We start from the raw sequence: 20,185 nt of genomic DNA, 5'->3' as shown, positions 1-20,185 counted from the left end.
TCCGGAGCAACGAGATCCCATCAGGCGGGACGGTGGATCAGTCGCCGGCGGGCTTACTCGTGCAGCTCGATGGCCATCGCCGGGCACACCGCGGCGGCCTCCCGGACCGCATTGGCCAGCGCTGCCGGCGGGTTCGGGTTGAGCAGGACCACGACGCCGTCCTCCTCGCGCTGGTCGAACACGTCCTCGGCGGCGGTGACGCACGATCCGGCGGCGACGCACTTGTCCTGGTCCACGAAGACCTTCATCGTTGTCCTTCCTCAGGGCGTGACGAGCAGCCGTTGCCGCTGCTGGCGGGCCTGTTTGGGCATGTTCCAGCCGAGTACGGCGGCGGGCCGGCCGTCGAGGTGATAGGCGGCCACGAACCGGCCGGTGGCGGGGTCGCCGTCCACGACGCTGATCCGCATGTCGGGCGTGGGTATCCCGTAGACCTGGATCTTGACGGTGTACTGGTCGGTCCAGAAGTACGGGATCGGGGCGTACGGCTGATCCTCGCCGAGGATGTTCGCGGCGACCACAATGGCCTGTTCGATGGCGTTGGTGCGGTTCTCCAGGCGGACCGACCGGCCCAGCCGCTCGTGCTGGAAGCGGGCGACGTCGCCGACCGCGTAGATCCCGTCGGCGGCGCGGCAGCGGGAATCGCAGACGAGCCCGTTGTCCGTCTGCAGGCCGCTGCCGGTCAGCCAGCTCGTCGCGGGCGCCGCGCCGAACGCGACGACCACCACGTCGGCCGGCAGCACCTCGCCGGTGGCCAGCCGCACGCCGGTCGCCCGGGACCCGGCGGCCTCCAGTGCGGTCACGCCGGTGCCCAGGCGCAGGTGCACCCCGTGCGCATGGTGCAGATCGCGCAGCCGCGCGGCGATGTCCGCGCCGAGCTGCATCTGCATCGGGTCGCGCTGCGGGCCGGCCAGGGTGGTGTGCACGCCTAGCTGGACCGCGGTGGCAGCGATCTCGCAGCCGAGGACGCCGTCGCCGACCACGACCAGTTTCCGCCCGGGTTCGAGGTCCTCGCGCAGCCGCAGGGTGTCGTCCAGGCCGCGCAGCACGTGCACGCCCGCGACGCCGTCACTGCCGGGCAGCCGCCGCGGGTGCGCGCCGGTCGCGATCACGACCGCGTCGCCCCGGTAGGTGCTGCCGTCCGCGGCCTGGACCGTGCGGGTGGCGACGTCCAGGGACACGGCAGGCTCGCCGAGCCGCAGGTCCGCGTCGAGCGCCAGCAGGGCTTCCGCGGTGCGCAGCGACGCCCGCTGCGGCTGCCAGCTCCCGGAGAGGATCTGTTTGGACAGCGGCGGCCGGTCGTACGGCGGGTGGATCTCGTCGCCGAGCAACGTGACCTTGCCGGTGTATCCGCGCAGGCGCAGCGCCTCGAGGGTGGCCAGCCCGGCGGCGCAGGCGCCGACGATGAGAACGTGGTCCGGGACCGTCAACGTGCCAGAGCCCGGCGGTGGGTCGGTGTCATCCATAGTGCCCTTCACAGTGCTGACCCGTCGTCTGGGTTTTCACCAGTGCACGGGAACTTCGCGGAGACCGCCGACGACCAGGCCGTCCAACGGCTCCAGCGTCGCCGGCGGGACGGCCAGGCGCAGCGACGGCAGCCGGCGGAGCAGCACCTGCAACGCCACCTGCAGCTCGGTGCGGGCGAGGGCCTGACCGACGCACGAATGGGGGCCGGACCCGAAGGCGAGGTGCGCATTGGGCGTACGGGTCAGATCCATCCGCTCGGCGTCGGGATAGACGGCCTCGTCGCGGTTCGCCGCGCCCATGGAGCACATCACCGACGTGCCGGCGGGCAGCCGCCGGCCCGCCACCGTCAGCTCCTCGGTGAGATATCGCGTCATCCCCAGACCCGGGTGGGCGTCGAAGCGCAACGCCTCCTCGACGGCGGTCGGCACCAGCGACGGATCCGCACACAGGTCCGCCCACCGCGCGGGCTCGGCCAGCAGCATTGCGATCATCTTGCCGATCATGTTGGCGGTGGTCTCGTGGCCGGCGACCAGCAGGCCCTGTCCGGTGTAGACGAGCACGTCGTCGGTCAGGCCGCCGCCCTGGATGAGGTCGCTGAGCAGATCGTCGCCCGGATGCGCGCGCTTGGCCGCGACGTGGCCGCGCATATAGGCCAGGAACTCCCCGGCCGCGACCCGCATCTCTTCCTCGGTGCAGCGGGTCAGGCTGAGCATGGTGTCCGACCAGTACGAGAACTTGTCGCGCTCGGAGTCCGGAACGCCGAGCATGTCGCAGATGACCCAGACCGGCAGCGGGAAGGCGAAGCTCGCCTTGAGATCGGCGGGCGCGCCGGTGGCGGTCATGTCGTCGATCAGCCGGTCGGCCATGGCCTCGATGCGCGGCTGCAAGGCCCGGATCCGCTTGACCGTGAACCACTTCGAGATGAGCCGGCGCCAGCGTTGATGTTCCTCGCCGTGTTGCGGAAGGGTCCGCGACATCTCGCTGTTGAACAGGCCGCCTGTCGCCGTGTCGGAGAGCCGCGCGGCATCCGCCGCGGACCGCGGGAAACGCGGGTCCGAGAGCACTTGCTTCACGTCGGCGTGCCGGGTGACGAGCATCGTCGGGTCGCCGCTGGGCAGCGTGACGGTCGCCACCGGGCACCGCTGCCGCAACTGTGCCCATTCGGTGGGTGGCTGCAGCGGAGCCGGGTTGGCGAACGGGAAGGGCGGGGGCGCGGTGTCCTCCACGGTGACCTCCTCAAACCGGGGCTTACCGGGATCGGGTGCGCAAACAGTCAACATGGTCGATCGTCCTAAATCAAGTGACTGAATTAAATCCCAGTCCGCCTTCGTCCCCAACCTGTCCCGTTTCGCGCCGCGGGAGGGACGCGGCATCGACGGCCACCTATCATCGCCACCATGCGTCGTCGGGCCATGCTCGCCGCGGCCGCCGGGGCGAGCCTCGGTGCCGCCTCCTGCTCCGCCACCCCAGCGCCACCCTCCACGCCGGCGCCGCCGGAATCGGCGCCGCCGCGGGACCATCAACCCGGGGTGGTCACCGCGCCCGAGGACTTCGCCACCCTGCTCGCCCTCGACGTCACCGACGGCTCGGCGCTGAGACGGCTGGCCGCGCGGGCCGGGCTCGCCCAGCGGGCCGCGACCGTGACGATCGCCGTGGGTGCGTCGCTCTTCGACGACCGCTTCGGCCTTGCGGGCGTACGTCCGCGGGGCCTGACCGCCATGCCGGAGTTCCCCAACGACGTGCTCGACCCGGCGTGGTGTCACGGTGACCTGCTCGTGCAGATCGGTGCCACCACCGCCGACGGTGCCGACGCGGTGGCCCACGACCTGGCCGGCGACGGTCTCCGGCAGCGCTGGCGACGCGACGGTTTCCGCGCCGAGAACGCCCGCACCCGCGCCGGCCTGCCCGCCGCGCGCAATCTGTTCGGCTTCCGGGAGGGCGCCGGCAATCCGGACCCGCGCCGATCCGATCTGATGGATCGCCTGGTCTGGGCCGGCGAGGGCGAGCCGGGCTGGGCCGTCGGCGGCACCTACCAGGTGGTGCGCCTGATCCGGCTGGCCACCGAACTGTGGGACCGGGAGCCGGTCATCCGCCAGGAAGCCGTGATCGGGCGCCACCGCGACGACGACACCCCGCTGGCCGGCGGCCCCGAGGACGGCAGCTTCGGGTACGCGTCCGACCCCGACGGGCGGATCACCCCGCTGGACGCGCACATCCGGCGGGCGAACCCGCGTACCCCGGCGACCGAGCGGAACCGGATCCTGCGCCGCGGCTACGCCTACCGGCAGGGCGAGGAGAAGGGACTGATCTTCATCTGTTTCCAGCGGGACGTCGAGGCCGGATTCGCCACCGTGCAGCGGCGTCTCGACGGTGAGGCGCTGCAGCGTTACGTACTGCCGTTCGGCGGCGGATATTACTTCGTGCCGCCGTCGCCAGCCGCGCTGGCCGCGCTGGTGCCGCGCTGACCGTACGGGTGGCCGACGGGTCCCGGAGCGGCTCGTCCTGATAAGGGCCACTCGCCGGTGACCGGGGAGGGGCCTTTTCACCGTTTTCTCAGCATCCGGCCGATAACGTCCCGCCCCATGACCTTCCGTCGGCAAGCCCGCACCGTCCGCCGTACCGTCGTCACGATGCGGCACTTCCACCGCCGGACCGGGCGGGCGATCGCGCTGGCCATCGGCGTCATACTCACGGCCGCGGCCTGCGGGCAGGGCGGCGCGTCACCGCGGCAGACGCTGAGCGTCTCCCCGCCGGCGCCCGGTCCGGGCGCGAAAGTCATGATCATCGCTGAGGAGAACCACGGCTACGACCAGATCATCGGCAATCCCCGCGCGCCCTATCTGAACCGGCTCGCCACCGGCTACGGCACCGCCACCGACTACGACGCCGGCTATCCGGCGCACTGTCCCTCACTCGCGGCGTACATCCTGATCACCAGCGGCACGACCGGCGGCATCTGCGATGACAAGGACCCGCGAGCGCATCCACTGTCCGGCGACAACATCTTCCACCAGGTCAGCGTGTCCGGCCGGCAGTGGCGCGGCTACGCGGAGGCCGCCACCGGCAACTGCGCGCTCCACGGCCATGGTCACTATCTGGTCCGTCACATGCCGGCCACCTACTACCTGGACGCGCGCGCCGACTGCCGCCGCTGGGCTGTCCCTCTCGGCGACGAGGATGCCGGAGCCCTGCGCGACGACATCGCGGCCGGAGCCCTGCCCGCCTTCGCCTTCGTCAGCCCGGACGCCTGCCACGACATGCACGGAGCCGCGGACTGTCCGCTCGACAAGGTCGGTGCCGGCGACCGGTGGTTGCAGGCGTGGCTGCCGCGGATCATGGCCGGCCCGGACTACCGGGCCGGGCGGCTGACCGTGATCATCACGTGGGACGAGGGGACCCGGGCCGGCAACCACATCCCCACCGTGGTGATCGCGCCCACGGTTCACCACGTCGTCGCGACGCCGCGCCTGACCCCCTGCTCCACCTTGCGTTTCGCCGAGGAGCAACTGCGCTTGCCACTGCTGGGATGCGCGCGCGACGCCACGTCACTCGGCCCGCCGTTCGGGCTCTGAGCGGGCTCCCGCGCGGACTGGTCGCCGGCATGGTCGGGTTTTGGCGACAGTATGTCGTTTCATCAATGTAAGGAGGATGCTGTCGGCATTTGTGGCTAGGAGGTGGACCCATGTCCCATCCGTTCGGATCGCCGAGCGATCCGCCCGACCCGGCGCGCGTCTTCGACCTCTGTTGCGGCTTCATGATCTCGCAGACCGTGTTCGCCGCCGTCGAGTTCGGGCTCTTCGCCGCGGCCGGGCCGAAGCCTGCCAGCCCGGCCGAGCTCGCCGGGCGCTGCGGCATTCCGGAGCGCAGCGTGCGCACGATGGCCGAGCTGCTGGCCGGTGCCGGCCTGCTGGTGCGCGAGGACGCCGGGTTCCGCAACGCGCCGGAGGCGGAGGCCTTCCTGAGCGGGCGGGGACCGGTCGACCTGCGGCGCTCGGTCCGTTACTGGCAGTTGGTCAGCTACCCGTCCTGGGGCAGGGCGGTCGACGGGTATCGCGCCCGCCGCGGCGTTCGCGGCCGGCTCGACGAGGCGCAGACCGAGGCGTACGAGTCCTCCGTCGCGCTCATCACGGCCGCGACGGCGGCCGAACTGGCCCATACGTACGACTTCGGCCGGCACCGGCGGCTGCTCGACGTGGGCGGCGGCTACGGCACCTTCGCCCGGCCGATCCTGGCCGCGTACGAGACCCTCACCGCCACCCTGGTCGACCTGCCCGAGGTGACCGCGGTGGTGGCCGAGCAGGGTGTTCCGCGGTTGACCGCGGTGGGCGCGGACCTGTTCGAGTCGCCGCTGCCGACGGGGCACGACGTGATCCTGGTCGCCAACGTGGTGCACCTGCTGCCCCCGGACCGGATCGTGGAGTTGTTCGATCGCCTGCGGGGGGTCGCCGCGCCGGGCACCACGCTGCTGCTCGTCGACTGGTGGCGGCCGGACGGCGCGCCGCACCGGACGGCCCGCTACGGCGCCGGCGAATTTCTCATGATCAGCGGTGGTGACCTCTACAAGCCGGACGAGGTGGACGGCTGGCTGGCCGAGAGCGGCTGGCGCCTCACCGGGGTGACCGCGTTGTCGCCGCCGGCCGGCGTGATCACGGCGGAACGGGACGCCGTCGGCTGATCCGCCGGGCCCGGTGGCGTCAGGAGCGTCGGCCGACGCCGCCGTACAACCAGTGCGTCGCCTCCGGCGCGGGGTCCGTCGGGTCCGGGCGCCAGGCGTCCACGGTGACCAGACCGGGCTCGACGAGGTCGAAACCGTCGAAGAAGCGGGAGATCTCGGCGTGCGACCGGAAGTGGATCGGGGTCGGCGTCTTGCGATAGGCGGATTCGACGCCGTCCACCGCCTCGCGTGCATGCTTGTCCCCGGTGACATGGCTGGCGGCCAGGAAACTGCCGGGGGCGAGGGCGTCGCGCAGGACACCCATCACGCTGCCGCGCTCCGCGTCGCGGATGAAGTGAGTCATCGCGATCAGCAGCACCCCGACCGGCTGGGTGAAATCGATGAGCTGCCGGACCTCGTCGTGGCCGACGATGTCGGCGGGAGCCCGCAGGTCCGCGGTGACCACGGCGGTGGTGGCATTGGTCGCCAGCAGCGCCCGGCCGTGGGCGAGCACGATCGGATCGTTGTCCACGTAGACCACGTGCGCACCGGCGACGCTCGCCTGCGCGATCTCATGGGTGTTGCCGGCGGTGGGCAGCCCGGCGCCGATGTCGATGAACTGGCGGACACCGTTGCCGGCCATGAACCGGACCGCCCGGCGCAGGAAGGCGCGGTTCTCCCGGGCCAGTTGGCGGACCTCGGGCATCGCGACCTCGACCGCGGCGACGGCCTCCCGGTCGACGGCGAAGTTGTCCTTGCCTCCGAGGTAGTAGTCGTACATCCGGGCCACATGCGGCCGGGTTGTATCGATGCCGTTGTGTTCCATCGAGCACCCCACCTCTCGAAAGCGACATTTCCGATTCAGCCGATGGTACGCATCGAAGTCTCCGCCGGGGTCACGTGGGTCGATGCCGCGCAATCCCGTCGATCATCATGCCGAGGCTGACGTCGAATCGATCATGGACGGTACCTGCGGTGAGCTCGACCGCATACCTGCGGGTGTGCGGAAAGGTGTCGGGCAGCGCGGCGAACCGGCGCAGCAGCTCGTCGCGGCTGACCACCCAGGCATCGTCGTCGCGGTCGATGCGCCTGTTCACCAGGGAGACCTCCAAGCTGTACGCGTTGACGTACAGCGTCAACGCGTCGATCGCCCAGGCCGCGGCCTGCGGTTCGATGCCCCCGGCGAGAAGGATGGCGAGCATCCCCTCGGTGATCCGCAACGTGTCCAGGTGTGAGGGTGCGGTGGCGAAGGCCGCCCGGGAGATCCCCGGATAGCGAAGGTACTGGTCGCGGAGCTGGGTGCAGACGCCGATGATCTGCTGCCGCCAGACGGCCGGATCCGGCTCGGGCAGATCGATGCCGGCGCACAGCCGCCCGATGAGCAACTCGTCCAGGTCCTCCTTGTTGACCACGTGGGCGTAGAGCGAGGACGAACCCGTTTCCAGCGCCGTGGCCAGACGTCGCATCGTCAGCGCCTCGTATCCGTCGCGCTGCACGATGCCGAGCGCGGTGTCGATGATGGCCTCGACGGTGATCGGTTGCTTGCGGCCGCCGGACGGTCCGCGCCGGGCCGTGCTCGGGCCCGCCCCGGCGGCGAGCTGGTGCCGGGCCGCGCGGCGCTCCTGCGGAGTCGGTGTCATGCGAGCAGTCTAGCGAATCACGCGAGCAGTGTTCCACGCCACAAGAGCGATGCTCGTATTGTTCAGATCAGCGTTCGAGTGTAGAACGGTGTTCGTGTCTACCTATCAGCTCGAACGGCGGCCACCTCCGCAATCACTGCGCGCCGCCTGGGTGGCCCTGACCGGTCTGTCCGCGGTTTTCCTCTTCGAGATGCTGGACAACTCGATCTTGACGGTGGCGCTGCCCACGATCGGACGTGACCTGCACGCGTCAACCGTCGCCCTGCAGTGGGTGACCGGCGCGTACGCGGTCGTGTTCGGCGGCCTGATGCTGGCGTTCGGGGCGATCGCCGACCGGTTCGGCCGGCGCCGGATCATGCTTCTCGGGCTGGCGCTGCTCGGCGCGGCGAGCCTGGCCACCGCGTTCGTCACCACGGCCGAGCAACTCGTCGGAGTCCGGGTGGTGACGGGGGTGGCCGCGGCGATGACCACGCCGGGGTCGATGGCGCTGGCCTTCCGGCTGTTCCACGACGACGGCCTGCGCGTCCGCGCGACCACACTCATCTCCACCGTCGGGCTGGTCGGGCTGGCCATCGGCCCGCCGGTCGGCGGCCTGCTGCTCGCCGTCGCGCCGTGGCAGGTCCTGCTGCTGGTGAACGTGCCGATCGCGGTGCTCGCGATGATCGGCGTGCGGGCGGGCATCGCCGCCGACGACCCGGCCGACCTGCACCGCGACCCGGCGGATCTGCCCGGAGCGGCGCTCGGCACGGCGGCGATCGTGCTCGCGCTCGTCGCACCGACCCTGTTCGTGAACGACGGCGCCGGATCCTGGGCGCCCTGGACGGTCACCGCCGCGGCCGCGGCTTCCGCCTTCGCCTTCGTCCGTCGCGAGCGTGCGGCCCGCCATCCGCTGCTGGACCCGCACCTGCTCGCCCGACCGCTGGTGGCCGGCGGCCTGGCCTACAAGGCCGCCGCCGGGCTGGCCACCGCCGGTCTTGGCTATCTGGTGACCCTGCAACTGCAGCTCGACTGGGGGTGGACGCCCGCCCTCGCCGCCGTCGGCATGCTGCCGCAGGTCGTCGTCCTGGTCGCGGGCGGCGCGCTCGTCAACCCGTTCGTGCAACGGGCCGGCTTGGAACGCGCGGCCTGGCTCAGCGCCTCGGCCGTGGTCTGCGGGCTCGCCGTCTACGCAACGCTGGGCCGTTTCGGATATGTATGGGTGGCGCTCGCGCTCGCCCTGGTGGCCGCCGGGATGCGCGTGGTCGGCGTGGTCGCCGCGATCAACGTGCTCCGCGGCCTGCCCCAGAATCGGACCACGATCGGCGTGGCGCTCACCGACACCGCCACCGAGGTCGCCTCCGGCGTCGGCATCGCGGTCACCGGCACCCTGCTCGCCGCGCTGTTCACCGGCGCGGTCGCCACCGCGAACTGGAGCCCGGCGCAGACCGCGCAGTTCCGGCAGGCGGTCACCATCGCCGGTCTCACCCTCACCGTCGTGGCCGCTTCACTGGTCGGCTGGGGCATCGCCCGGGCCCGCGGCGCCGCCCGCGACCAGGGCGGGCACCTCGGCCACGAGCGGACCGGCCACGAGCGGACCGGCCACGAGCGGACTTCCGTCGAATGATGAGCCCATCACTGACCCTCAACAACGGCGTCACCATGCCCGCTCTCGACTTCGAGCTCACCGGTGAGCAGATGGCCGGCATCGATGCGCTGGACACCGGGGTGCGCAACGGGCCCGACCCGGACGTGCCCCGCCCGGAGATGTTCGACCGGGCCATCCCGGAGGACTGAGCGTCCCCACCGCGGCGCGTCGGGTCAGTCCCAGCACAGGCAGAACGGCTTACCGGCCGGGTCGGTGTAGACCCGCCAGTTCTCCCCGGCGAAGGACAGCGAGGCGGCGCCGAGTTTCAGCGCCGCCGCCTCGGCCTCCTCGACGTCGGAGACCGTGACGTCCAGATGGAACTGCTGCGGCGCCGCCGGGTCCGGCCACCGCGGTGCGCGATAGTCGGCGACCTGCTGAAACATCACCGGCTGCGCCCCGTCCTCGCCGATCATCGCCATGCCCTCGCCGGCGTAGGTGACGGGCTTGCCGAGCATTTCCGCGTAGAACTCGCTCAGCACCTTGGCGTCCGGGCAGTCGAGCATCACGCCGGCCAGCGTGGTCCGCTGGTTGTCCGGAGACAGGCACAAGTCGAAGGGGTGCCCCGCCGGGTCGGCCAGGGTGTGCCAGTTGTCGTTCTTGCTCAGCAGCTCGGCGCCGAGCCCGATCGCCGTCGCGCCGCCGGCGTCAAGGTCCGCCACACGCAGATCCAGATGCGCCTGCTGCGGGTACGCCGGATCGGGCCACCGCGGCGGCACATGACCGGGGCTGCGCTGCATCGCGACCCGCCACCCGTCCCCGGCGTCCAGGCTGATCCACTCGTCGTCGGCGTACTGCTGCGTCCACCCGCCCAAGGCGGCATAGAAGGCGGCCAGCCGCCGGATGTCGGGTGCGTCCAGCACCACCGCGCGCAACGTGCCGATCATCGGGCGCTCCCTCCGAGAGTTCTCGCTCATCATGCCCCAGCTCACGCTTCGATGCCGGGCGCCTCGGACCGAACGGACAGGATCGACGTGCGACTATTGACACCGTCGTGTGGGTGGGCGAACGCTGAATTCCGGTCGTGTGACGATCGTGTTTCGCGTCGAGGGGGCGTCGGTGGGTCGCAGGTTCTCCGCACGGGTGGCCGTTCTTCTCGGGATTCTGCTGGCGCTGGTCACCACGCCCGCCGCCGCGCTGGCCGCGGGTCGTCCGCCGGACGTGCGCGGGCAGACCGTGCGCGCCGGTCACCTGCGGGTGCAGGTGCTCAGCCCGACGCTGCTGCGCCTGGAGTACGCGGCGGACGACCACTTCGAGGACCGGCCCACGTTCAACGCGGTCGACCGTACGCCCGGGCGCACCTGGTTCCGGGCCACCATCGGCTGGGGCGAGCTGCATGTGCGCACGACCGCGGTGACGCTGCACTACAAGCTGGACAGCGGCCCGGTCACCGCCGCCAACACCACACTGGACCTCGCCGTCGGCGGCCTGCACGCCGAGGCGCACCCGGCGTTCGGTGCGCAGCCCGCGGACCCGCTCGGCGGCTGGTACCGCGGCCTCGACTACTACGCCGGGCAGGCCGGCCCGGCCGACCAGCTCAGCCTGCACCCCGGGCTGCTCGACAAGCACGGCTGGTACCTGCTCGACGACACCACGACGGCGGTGCGCACCGGCGACGACTGGCTCGCCGCGCGGCCCGCGCGCACCGGGGCTTATCAGGACGGCTACCTCTTCGGCTACGGACACGACTACCTGCGTGCGCTCGCCGACCTGCGCGCCCTCACCGGCCCGTCGGTGCTGCCGCCGGAATGGGCTTTCGGCACCTGGTTCTCCAAATACCAGGCGTACAGCGTCGCGGACTACGAGAACGAGATCCTGCCCGCCTTCAAGAACCACCGGGTGCCGCTGGACTCGTTGGTCATGGACACCGACTGGAAGGCGCCGAACCAGTGGGCCGGGTGGAACTGGAACACCGACCTGTTCCCGGACCCGGCCGCCTTCCTGGCGCACCTGAAATCCGAAGGCATCAACGCCACGCTCAACATCCACGCGGCGATCAGCGGCGACGACCCGCGCTTCGCGACGGCGCAGGCCACCGCGAAGGGCAAGCTCCAGCCGTCGACCAACAGCTTCGCGCCGAACCCGTACCGGTTCGACTGGGGCGACCCGGACCAGGCGGCCGCGTTCCAGCAACTGCACCGGCCGTTCGAGCAGCAGGGCGTGCGCCAATGGTGGCTGGACTACTGCTGCGACGACAGCACCGTGAGCACCCCCGGTGTCACCCCGGATAGCTGGGTCAACGACCTGTACCGGCGCGACGGCGACGCGCGTGAGGTGCGCGGCTTCGCGCTGTCGCGGATCGGGTCGTCCTTCCCGGCGTACACCACGGTCGGCGCGTCCGGACCGTGGGCCGAGCACCGCAGCACGGTGCACTTCACCGGCGACACCGAGGCGACGTTCGCCTCGCTGGCGGTGGCCGCGGCGATGACCCCGGGCGAGGGGGCGAGCATCGGACTGCCGTACGTGAGCCACGACATCGGCAGTTTCGCCGGCAAGCACCTCAGCGACGACCTGTACCTGCGCTGGGTGCAACTGGGCGCCTTCCAGCCGATCCTGCGGCTGCACTCCGATCACGGCGACCGGCTGCCGTGGGAGTACGACGACGCGGTCAGCGGCCCGGCGGCGGACTTCCTGCGCCTGCGCGAGTCGCTGGTGCCGTACCTCTACACCGCGGCCCGGCAGAGCTATGACCGGGGCATCCCGATGAGCCGGGCGCTTTACCTCACCTGGCCGGAACGCGACGAGGCGTACCAGCACGACACCGAATACACGCTCGGCGACTCGCTGCTGGTCGCGCCGGTCACCACGCCGGGCCTGAGCGCCACCACCTCGGTCTGGTTCCCGCCGGGCACCTGGACCGACTTCTTCACCGGTGAGACCTTCCGCGGCCCGGCCACCCGTACGGTCGGCGCTACGCCCGACCACATGCCGGTCTACGTGCGCGCCGGTGGCATCCTCGCCCAGCGCGACGGCGACGTGAACGTGGCGAACCAGGCCAAGAACCGGCTCACCCTCACCGCGTACCCGCATGCCTCCGGCTCGACCTGGATCTACGAGGACGCCGGCGAGGGCCTCGGCTACCGCTCCGGACAGTACGCGCGGATCCCGGTCCGATACGTCGAAGGCCGCCGCGCCGCGCTCACCGTCGGACCGGTCAAGGGCACCTATCCGGGCGCCCCGGCCACCCGCCGCTACACCGTGGCGTTCGCCGACGTGTCCCGCCCGCACCGGGTCACCGCGGCCGGCCGGCCCGCACCCTGGACGTACGACGCGGCCCAGCACCTGCTCACCGTGACCGTGCCGGCGACCGCCTCCGGCCGGGCCGTCACGGTGGTGCACGACGGCAACCCGCTCACCGTGGCTCAGCGGCCGGCCGTGGACGCCACCTTCACCGCGCCGGACGGGCTGCAGTCGGGTGCCACCAGCAGGCTGGTGACCACGGCCACGAACCACGGGCCGGGTGCGGTCACCGACGTGTCGGCCACCGTCGCGGCGCCGGACGGGTGGGTCGTCACCCCACGGACGCCGACCACCGCCGCCCGGCTCGCCCCGGGCGCTACGTTCACCGCGACCTACGACGTGACACCGGCGGGGGAGTCGCCGCGGACCCAGCCGGTGACCGCGCACGTCGCGTACCGCAATCCGGACGGCACCGCGGCGAGCCTGCCCGCAGCCCTCACCATTCCCGTCGAGCCGGTCGCGGTGACCTTCCGGGTGCTCGCGCCGCCCGGCACCCCGCCCGACGCGACGCTCTATGTGCCGGGCAGCATCGCCCAGCTCGGGCCGTGGGACCCGGCCAAGCAGCCGATGACCGACCGTGGCGACGGCGTCTGGGAGGCGACCGTCTCCATCCTGGACGGCACGGATCTGCAGTACAAGTACACCCGCGGAAGCTGGGAGACGGTCGAGGAGTGGGGCACCATCACCGGGACGAACAACCGCAGCGTGACCGTCGACGGCGGGATCACGCACACCATGCTCGTCGACGACACCGCCACGGCGTGGGACGACGCGAGCGTGCCGGACATCCACAAGGCGATTCAGTATTGGCGTGACCCGCTGGTGGTCTCCACGGCGACGACCGCGAGCGCGGTGACCGTGCGATTCCAGCGCGACATCCAGCCGGCCGGCGCCGACTACGCCAGTTCGGTGACGGTGACCGGCCCGTCGGGAACTGTCCCCGGCGCGGTGGCCGAGACGGAACCGGGCACGCTGGTCTGGACACCGGCGGCGACCCTGCCGGCCGGGTCGTACTCGGCGACGGTGTCGCAGGTGACGAGCGCGGTATCCGACGGAGTGCCGATCCGCGAGCCGTACACCTTCACCTTCACGGTGGGCTGACGGACGCAGCGGCTCTTTCCGCGGGGCGACAACGGCTGTCCTGCGCTGCCTTGCGAGACACTTCGCCCTGCACAGAATCGGGTGCGCTGAGCTTACCCATCGTGGCAATCAAGAGCCGTTCCTGGTGATTCACCATCTCCTGGATCGGTGCGCTGGACGCCATCCGGATGCCAGTTCTCACCGTGACAGCGCTCTCTCAGCGTCGTGTCAGCGGCATGTGCGCACCATGTCAGCGGCCCGCGGCAGGGTGCTTGCACGAGGGCCGGCGTCGCACCGACGGCCGCCGCCCGCGACGGAGGGGATGGAAGACGACATGAGTGATCTCGTGGTGCGTGCGGAGGGGCTCCGCAAGCGATTCGGAAAGACTCAGGCGCTCGACGGGGTGGACCTGTCCATGCGCCGCGGCACCGTGCTGGGCGTGCTCGGCCCGAACGGCGCCGGCAAGACCACCGCGGTGCGGGTGCTCGCCACCCTGCTGCGCCCCGACGAGGGCACCGCCGAGGTGGCCGGCATCGATGTTCTCAAACAACCGCAGCGGGTGCGCCGCCGCATCGGCCTGACCGGCCAGTACGCGAGTGTCGACGAGGATCTGACCGGCACCCAGAACCTGGTGCTGATCGGCCAGTTGCTCGATCTGACCACTCGCGACGCCAAACGCCGCGCGGTGGAGCTGCTGGAATGGTTCGACCTCACCGAGGCCGCGGGCCGACCGGCCAAGACCTACTCCGGCGGCATGCGCCGCCGCCTCGACCTGGCCGCGAGCCTGGTCGGCCACCCCGAGGTGATCTTCCTCGACGAGCCGACCACCGGTCTCGATCCGGCCAAGCGCGAGGACATGTGGGGCGTCGTGCGCAGCCAGGTCACCCAGGGCGCGAGCGTGCTGCTGACCACGCAGTACCTGGAGGAGGCGGACGCGCTGGCGGACGAGATCGTGGTGATCCACCACGGCCGGGTGATCGCCTTCGACACCCCGGACGGACTGAAGCGCCGCGTCGGCGGGCTCACCCTGCGGGTGCGGCCGTCCGACCCGGCCCGGGTGCCGGACGCGTTGCGGGTGCTGGACGCCGTCGCCGCGCCGGGCACCGGCGCCTCCATGGACGACGCGGCCGGTGCCCGCCGCGGGGCCATTTCGGTGCCGGTCGCCACCGACACCGCCATCGACGAGGCGCTGCCCGCGCTGCGCCGGGCCGGGATCGAGTTCTCCGACCTGGGCCTGCACCTGCCCAGCCTGGACGAGGTGTTCCACTCGCTCACCGAGAGCACCACCGCCCCGCAGACCACCGCCGCCAAGGAGGATGAGCTCGTATGACAACGCTCGACGTTCCCGTTCGCAACATCGTCGGCGACATCGACAAGCCGCGCGGCGGCGCACTAGCCGCCCAGGTGAGGCACAGCGTGGCCCTCGCGCGGCGAAGCCTGATCAAGACGATCCGAACGCCGGAAGCCCTGATCGACGTGACGCTGCAGCCGATCATCTTCCTGCTGATCTTCACGTACCTGTTCGGCGGCGCCATCACCGGCGGCGACCGGCACGCGTACCTGCAGTTCCTGCTGCCCGGCCTGCTCGCCCAATCCCTCGCGATGGGCGGCATCGCCCTCGGCCAGAACCTCAACGCCGACATCGAGAAGGGCGTCTTCGACCGCTTCCGATCGCTGCCGGTGGCGCGATCGGCGCCGCTGGTCGGCGCGGTGGTGGCGGACATCGTCCGCTACATGACGGTGTGCGTGGTGATGCTCGGCTTCGGCTCGGTGATGGGGTTCCGGGTCGAGACAGGGCTCCTGCCCGCACTGGCCGCGGTCGGCCTGTCGATCGGGTTCGGGCTCTGCTTCTGCTGGATCTCGGTCTGGGTCGGCATGATGGTGCGCACCTCCGGCGCCGTGCAGGGCACGATGTTCCTGCTCGTCATGCCGCTCTCCTTCGGCAGCAACGTGTTCGTGGAGACCAGCACGCTTCCCGGCTGGCTGCAGAGCTTCGTGCACGTCAACCCGATCACGCACCTGGTCGGCACCATCCGCGGCCTGCTGGTCGGCGGCCCGGTCCAGTTCCACCTGCTGATCACGCTGGCCTGGATGGCGGGGCTGCTGGCGGTCTTCGTGCCGCTCGCGCTGCGGGCCTACGGCCGCCGCGCCTGAGCGGGATCACCCGGATCCGCGGCGCTGTCCCCGGCGGGCAGCGCCGCGGCCCGCAGCCGTGCCGGGTCGGTCCGGGTCAGGGCCGCCGGCACGTCCAGTTCCCAGCCCGCCTCGTACGCCCGCGCGAAGCCGTCGTCGCCCAGCGCCGCCCGGCCGCTCCTGCTCAGGCCGCAGATCTGGCGGTCGGTGTGGTCGTGGGCGCCCCGCAACCGGGCCGCCGCGCCGAGCAGCACCGCCGTGTCCCGGAACCGCCCGTGCAACGCGGCCAGGCGGGCCACGGTCACCGACACCATGGCCAGGATCGGCATGTCCTTGCTCTCCACCGCCGCCGCGTACGCGCGAGCCAGCGCCTGGTGAGCACCCGGCGAGTCACCCCGCTCCACGCAGATCGCCCCGCGCACCGAGTCGATCAGCGCCCGCCCCTGGTCGCCGAACGGAACCGTGCCGGGCATCCCGGCCGCGGCCGACTCGACCAGCTCCCGTGCCCGCTCCAGATCGCCGATCTGCACCCACAGCCCGGCCTCCAACGCGTCCACGAGGACGGTCATCTCGGGCGATGCCGAGCGCAGCACCCGCTCGCGGATCACGCCCATCATCTCGGTCGCCTGCCCGTCTTCGCCCAGGCGTACCTGCAGATCGATCCACCGCAGGTCGATGAAGATCTCGTCGCTGAGGCTGAGCGACCCGAAGTCACGGGCCAGCCGCTTGGCCTCGGTCAGGTCGGCCACCGCGCCGTCGAGGTCCCCGTCGTACTGCCGCAGCAGGGCGCGCATCGGCAGCGCGGTGGCCAGGCCCCAGCGGTCGCCCGCCGCGGCGAAACAGTCCAGGGCCGCGGACACGTCGCTGCGCACCTGGTCGAGGCGCCCCTCGTTCTCGGCGAACTGGGACCGGAACAGCCGGGCCAGCCCGGCCAGCCACACGTCCGATCCGTCGATCAGGCGCTGCAGGATGGTCAGCGACGCCTCGGCTTCCCCCAGGAAGGCCAGCGTGATGGCGGCCAGCGCGCCGCCGAAACCGGGCAGCTCCGGATGGCCCAGAAGCCGGTCGGCGAGGGCCCGCAACTGCGTACGTTGCCCGGGGGCGCCGTCGCCGGGCCGCGCGTGCGTGGTGGCGATCCGATTGAGCGTCAGCACGCCCTCGGCGATGTCACGCAGCACTCCCGGCCGCCCAGCCGGCACCGCGATGGCTTCGCCGAGCCAGTACGTCGCGTCGTTGTGCCGGCCGAACATCTGCCAGTACCACGACAGGTCCAGCGCCAGCGCGACGGCGCCGTCGGCGTCGCCGCAGTCGCAGAAATGACGCAGGGCGGCCAGCGCGTTGTCGTACTCGGCGTGCAGCACCGCCAGCGCGTCGAGCTGCCCGGCCCCGCGCAGCAGGGCCTCGTGGCGGGCGATCAGCTCCGCGACATGGCGGGCGGCCCGGTCGCGTACGGCGCTCAGCACCCCCTGCTCGGCCAGGCGCTCCTGGCCGTACTCGCGGATCGTCTCCAGCATCCGGTAGCGGCCGCTCTCCGGCGCGAGCTGCACCAGCGACCGGTCGACCAGGCCGGCCAGGAGCTCCGGGATCTCGATGCCGGGGACCGCGGTGCCGGCGCAGACCGCGACGGCCGACGCCGGCGTGACACCGCCGGGCAGCACCGAGATCCGTTCCGCCACCGTCCGCGCGTCCGCTTCGAGCAGATCCCAGCTCCACGCGATGACCGCCCGCAGCGTGCGATGCCGCGGGAAAGCGGTCCGGTTACCGGTGGTGAGCACCCGGAAGCGGTCGGACAGCCCGGCGGCCAGCTCGGCCAGCGACAGCGTCCGCAGCCGGGCCGCGGCGAGTTCCAGGGCCAGCGGCATGCCGTCCAGGCCCCGGACGATGCGCAGCACCTCACCGAGGGTGTCCTCGTCGACGTCGAATCCGGGACGCACCGCCGCCGCGCGTTCGCTGAACAGCCGCACCGACGCCGCACGCCGGGCCTGCTCGACGTCGGCGTCCGGCTCGGGCAGCGTGAGCGGGCCCAGGGGCACCAGCGCCTCCCCGTCGATGGCCAGCGCCTCCCGGCTGGTCGCCAGCACCCGCAGACCGGCGCAGCGAGCCAGCAACGCGGACAGCAGATGGGCCACCGCGTCGATCAGGTGCTCGCAGTTGTCCACCACGAACAGGCACTCCCGGCCGCCTAGCTGGTCGGCGAGCACATCCAGCTCGCCGCCGGCGTCGGCACGCAGCTTCGCCGACTCGAACAGCGCCGAGCCGCGCAGCCCGATCGCGGCCAGCAACGCGGCACCGACCTTGGCGGGCTCGGTGACCGAGGAGAGATCGATCAGCCAGGTGCCGTGCCGGTATTCGTGCCGGTGCCGCCGACCGGCCTCCAGCGCGAGCCGGGTCTTGCCGGCCCCACCCGGTCCGAGCACGGTGACCAGGCGGCCGGTGGCGAGCATCGTGCCGATCCGGGCGAGGTCGTCATCGCGTCCGACGAAGCTGGTGAGGCTGGCGGGCAGGTTGCTCGGGGGCGGTTCCGCACCGGCGGGGCCCCCGGCGATCGTGGGTGCCGCGGCGCGCGCCGCGACGGCGGCCGTCGTCGGTGGCTTGGCGAGCGCGGGGACTTGCGCCGCCGTGCCGGGGCCGCGGAGCAGGCGCACATGTCGTTCGCGCAGGGCAGCGCCCGGGTCCACGCCGAGCGTGTCGGCCAGCGACTCGCGTACCCGGCCGTAGAGGGCGAGCGCCTCGGCCTGCCGGCCCTGCGCGGCGAGGGCATCCATCAGCAAAGCTGCCGCCCGCTCGTGCAGCGGCTGCTCGGCCAGCAGGGCGGTCAGCCGGGCGGCTGCGGCGTCCGGCCTGCCCAGCGCCAGCTCGGCCTCGGCCAGGTCGGTGTCGGCTTCGACGCGGGAGCGGGCCAGCCGGACGGCGGCGGCCGGGGCGACCGCGGCGACCGCGGGCGGTTCGGCGCCCGCCGGACCATCCCACAGGTCGACCGCCTCGCCGAGCAGCTCGGCCGCCTCGCCGTGCGCACCGGTCCGGAGCCGTTCGCGTCCGGTCGCGAGGAGCCGCTCGAAGCGCACCGCGTCCACGTCGTCCTCGGTCACGCCGAGCCGGTAGCCGCCCTCGACCTGGGCGACCGCGCCCGCCGATCCCAGGATCCGGCGCAAACGCGAGACCAGGGACTGCAGGGCGTTGGCGGGATCGGCCGGACGCTCCTCGGGCCACAACGCGTCGGCCAGGGCGCCGGCGTCGACGGCCCGGCCGCCGGCCAGCGCCAGCCGCACGATCAGGCCGCGCAGCCGGGCGCCGGGCACCGGCACGGGCTCGTCACCCCGGCACACCCCGAAGGCGCCGAGCAGCGTCACCCGCAGCCCTGCCGTCGCGTCCCCGTGCCCGCTCACGTGGCAATCTTCGCGCAGCGCCGAGGGCGTACCCCAACCGGCTCGCCGAGCGGAGTCGGTCGTGCGGGTCGGCGGCCTACGGTGTGGTCACCTCGAACCGGCTGACGGTCACCGCGCCGCCGAGGGCGAAGGTGGCGTAGTTGAAGACGCCGAATCGGTAGCCCATGAAGAAGTGCCAGTCGTTGGTCAGCGTGAACGCGGGCCCGAGAGGGGCAAAGGTGGCGCCGTTGTCCTTGCGGACGCCGATCCAGGCCGACTGGTCGCGGAGCATGGCCAGGCCGGCCCGGTCGCCGTTGGCCATCGCCGCGTAGTCGAGCCGGATCGTCGCCGTCGCGGACGGGCCTGGGATGCGCCGGGTGAGCGTGTTGCGAGCGCCGTACAGGTAGGCGTCGCCGACCCTGATGATGTCGCCGTCGGCGAAGTCCTGCCAGATCACCGGATTGCCGAACGTGCCGGGCACGGACGGCGGTGGACTGGTGGGTGCGGTGGCCGGGGGCGTGCTCGGTCCGGTAGTCGGCGTGGTGGTGCCGGTGCATGTCACGCCGTTGAGCGCGAAGGTGGCCGGGGCGGGGTTCGACGACGTCCAGGAGCCGTTGAAGCCGATCGTCACACTGCCTTCGGTGGGGATGCTTGCGTTGTAGCCGCGTTGCGCACCGCCACCTGCTCCCCGGACTGGGTCACCACGCCGTTCCACAGTTGTGCAACCGTTTGGCCCGCGGTGAACGACCAGGTAAGCGTCCATCCGTTGAGCGGGTCGCCGAGATTGTCGACGGTGACCGAAGCGCCGAAGCCACCCTGCCACTGGCTGGTCACCGCGTAGTCGGCCCGGCATCCGGTGTCCGCCCGGGCGGCGGTGGCGACGGTGGTGAAGCCGGCGGCGCAGGTCAGGGCCAGAGTCGTGGTGAGCCAGCGGATACGTCTCATGACCGTCATCTCCTCAGCGGCGCCGACCTGGGAGCGCTTCCAT

The 20,185-nt window shown here is 72.0% G+C and carries 16 protein-coding genes and 1 pseudogene; 8 read left to right on the top strand and 9 right to left on the bottom strand.

Annotation, left to right across the window (positions count from 1 at the left end; translation table 11 throughout):
- Window positions 1-53: 53 nt before the first annotated feature.
- Genes IEY73_RS05060 through IEY73_RS05050 form a run of 3 tightly spaced genes read right to left on the bottom strand, consistent with a single transcriptional unit; the run spans window position 54 to window position 2,690 of the window.
- On the bottom strand, window positions 54-248 hold the full coding sequence (locus IEY73_RS05060; protein ID WP_189077898.1) for a ferredoxin: 195 nt from the start codon (window positions 246-248) through the stop codon (window positions 54-56).
- 12 nt (window positions 249-260) lie between these two features.
- Window positions 261-1,463, bottom strand: coding sequence for an NAD(P)/FAD-dependent oxidoreductase (locus tag IEY73_RS05055; RefSeq protein ID WP_229715546.1), 1,203 nt, complete (start codon window positions 1,461-1,463; stop codon window positions 261-263).
- Between the two features lie 36 nt (window positions 1,464-1,499).
- Complete coding sequence (locus IEY73_RS05050) at window positions 1,500-2,690, bottom strand: cytochrome P450 (protein WP_229715545.1); 1,191 nt, start codon at window positions 2,688-2,690, stop codon at window positions 1,500-1,502.
- A gap of 171 nt (window positions 2,691-2,861) precedes the next feature.
- Here IEY73_RS05050 and IEY73_RS05045 point away from each other — a divergent pair, with 171 nt between their 5' ends.
- The 3 genes from IEY73_RS05045 (at window position 2,862) to IEY73_RS05035 (ending at window position 6,139) form a co-directional block, all read left to right on the top strand.
- Window positions 2,862-3,929 (top strand): Dyp-type peroxidase, encoded by a 1,068-nt coding sequence (locus tag IEY73_RS05045; RefSeq protein ID WP_189077896.1) that lies wholly within the window; start codon window positions 2,862-2,864, stop codon window positions 3,927-3,929.
- 117 nt (window positions 3,930-4,046) lie between these two features.
- Entirely contained in the window at window positions 4,047-5,036 is a 990-nt protein-coding gene (locus IEY73_RS05040; protein ID WP_189077895.1) for an alkaline phosphatase family protein, read from the top strand.
- 110 nt (window positions 5,037-5,146) lie between these two features.
- On the top strand, window positions 5,147-6,139 hold the full coding sequence (locus IEY73_RS05035) for a methyltransferase (protein ID WP_189077894.1): 993 nt from the start codon (window positions 5,147-5,149) through the stop codon (window positions 6,137-6,139).
- 19 nt (window positions 6,140-6,158) lie between these two features.
- Here the strand turns inward: IEY73_RS05035 and IEY73_RS05030 are convergent, their stop codons facing one another.
- Together IEY73_RS05030 and IEY73_RS05025 are read right to left on the bottom strand one after the other, a co-directional pair.
- Complete coding sequence (locus IEY73_RS05030) at window positions 6,159-6,944, bottom strand: SAM-dependent methyltransferase (protein ID WP_189077893.1); 786 nt, start codon at window positions 6,942-6,944, stop codon at window positions 6,159-6,161.
- Window positions 6,945-7,014: 70 nt separating this feature from the next.
- On the bottom strand, window positions 7,015-7,758 hold the full coding sequence (locus IEY73_RS05025; protein WP_189077892.1) for a TetR/AcrR family transcriptional regulator: 744 nt from the start codon (window positions 7,756-7,758) through the stop codon (window positions 7,015-7,017).
- Window positions 7,759-7,846: 88 nt separating this feature from the next.
- Here IEY73_RS05025 and IEY73_RS05020 point away from each other — a divergent pair, with 88 nt between their 5' ends.
- Both IEY73_RS05020 and IEY73_RS05015 read left to right on the top strand, forming a co-directional pair.
- Window positions 7,847-9,361, top strand: coding sequence for an MFS transporter (locus IEY73_RS05020; RefSeq protein ID WP_444543367.1), 1,515 nt, complete (start codon window positions 7,847-7,849; stop codon window positions 9,359-9,361).
- A complete protein-coding gene (locus IEY73_RS05015) occupies window positions 9,361-9,531 on the top strand; it encodes a hypothetical protein (RefSeq protein ID WP_189077890.1) in 171 nt (56 codons plus the stop codon). Before IEY73_RS05020 ends, IEY73_RS05015 begins: the two co-directional genes overlap by 1 nt.
- Window positions 9,532-9,555: 24 nt before the next feature.
- On the opposite strand, the gene IEY73_RS05010 is transcribed toward IEY73_RS05015, so the two are convergent.
- Window positions 9,556-10,266: a VOC family protein gene (locus tag IEY73_RS05010; RefSeq protein ID WP_189077889.1), complete on the bottom strand. Its 711-nt coding sequence runs from the start codon at window positions 10,264-10,266 to the stop codon at window positions 9,556-9,558.
- Window positions 10,267-10,438: 172 nt separating this feature from the next.
- Between IEY73_RS05010 and IEY73_RS05005 the strand changes: the two genes are divergently transcribed.
- The 3 genes from IEY73_RS05005 to IEY73_RS04995 all read left to right on the top strand — a co-directional run bounded on the left by IEY73_RS05005 (window position 10,439) and on the right by IEY73_RS04995 (window position 15,853).
- Window positions 10,439-13,720, top strand: coding sequence for a TIM-barrel domain-containing protein (locus IEY73_RS05005; protein ID WP_189077888.1), 3,282 nt, complete (start codon window positions 10,439-10,441; stop codon window positions 13,718-13,720).
- A 313-nt stretch (window positions 13,721-14,033) separates the two neighbouring features.
- Window positions 14,034-15,029 carry an ATP-binding cassette domain-containing protein gene (locus IEY73_RS05000; RefSeq protein ID WP_189077887.1) on the top strand — a complete coding sequence of 332 codons (996 nt, stop codon included), beginning with the start codon at window positions 14,034-14,036 and terminating at the stop codon, window positions 15,027-15,029.
- Window positions 15,026-15,853 carry an ABC transporter permease gene (locus tag IEY73_RS04995; RefSeq protein ID WP_189077886.1) on the top strand — a complete coding sequence of 276 codons (828 nt, stop codon included), beginning with the start codon at window positions 15,026-15,028 and terminating at the stop codon, window positions 15,851-15,853. Before IEY73_RS05000 ends, IEY73_RS04995 begins: the two co-directional genes overlap by 4 nt.
- On the opposite strand, the gene IEY73_RS04990 is transcribed toward IEY73_RS04995, so the two are convergent.
- The 3 genes and pseudogenes from IEY73_RS04990 to IEY73_RS33335 form a co-directional block, all read right to left on the bottom strand.
- A complete protein-coding gene (locus IEY73_RS04990; protein WP_189077885.1) occupies window positions 15,835-19,218 on the bottom strand; it encodes an AfsR/SARP family transcriptional regulator in 3,384 nt (1,127 codons plus the stop codon). The two genes, IEY73_RS04995 and IEY73_RS04990, sit on opposite strands and share 19 nt — an antisense overlap.
- Window positions 19,219-19,294: 76 nt before the next feature.
- The gene (locus IEY73_RS33340; RefSeq protein ID WP_229715605.1) at window positions 19,295-19,654 is read right to left on the bottom strand and encodes a beta-xylosidase family glycoside hydrolase; all 360 of its coding nucleotides are present in this window, start codon (window positions 19,652-19,654) and stop codon (window positions 19,295-19,297) included.
- A 156-nt stretch (window positions 19,655-19,810) separates the two neighbouring features.
- Window positions 19,811-20,142, bottom strand: a pseudogene (locus IEY73_RS33335) (cellulose binding domain-containing protein); the annotation flags it as partial.
- Window positions 20,143-20,185: the final 43 nt, after the last annotated feature.

The organism is Mangrovihabitans endophyticus (assembly GCF_014646155.1).
Taxonomy (GTDB): Bacteria; Actinomycetota; Actinomycetes; order Mycobacteriales; family Micromonosporaceae; genus Actinoplanes; species Actinoplanes endophyticus.
The sequence above is the reverse complement of the archived record's forward strand: the minus strand, read 5'-3'. Positions and strand labels throughout refer to the sequence as shown.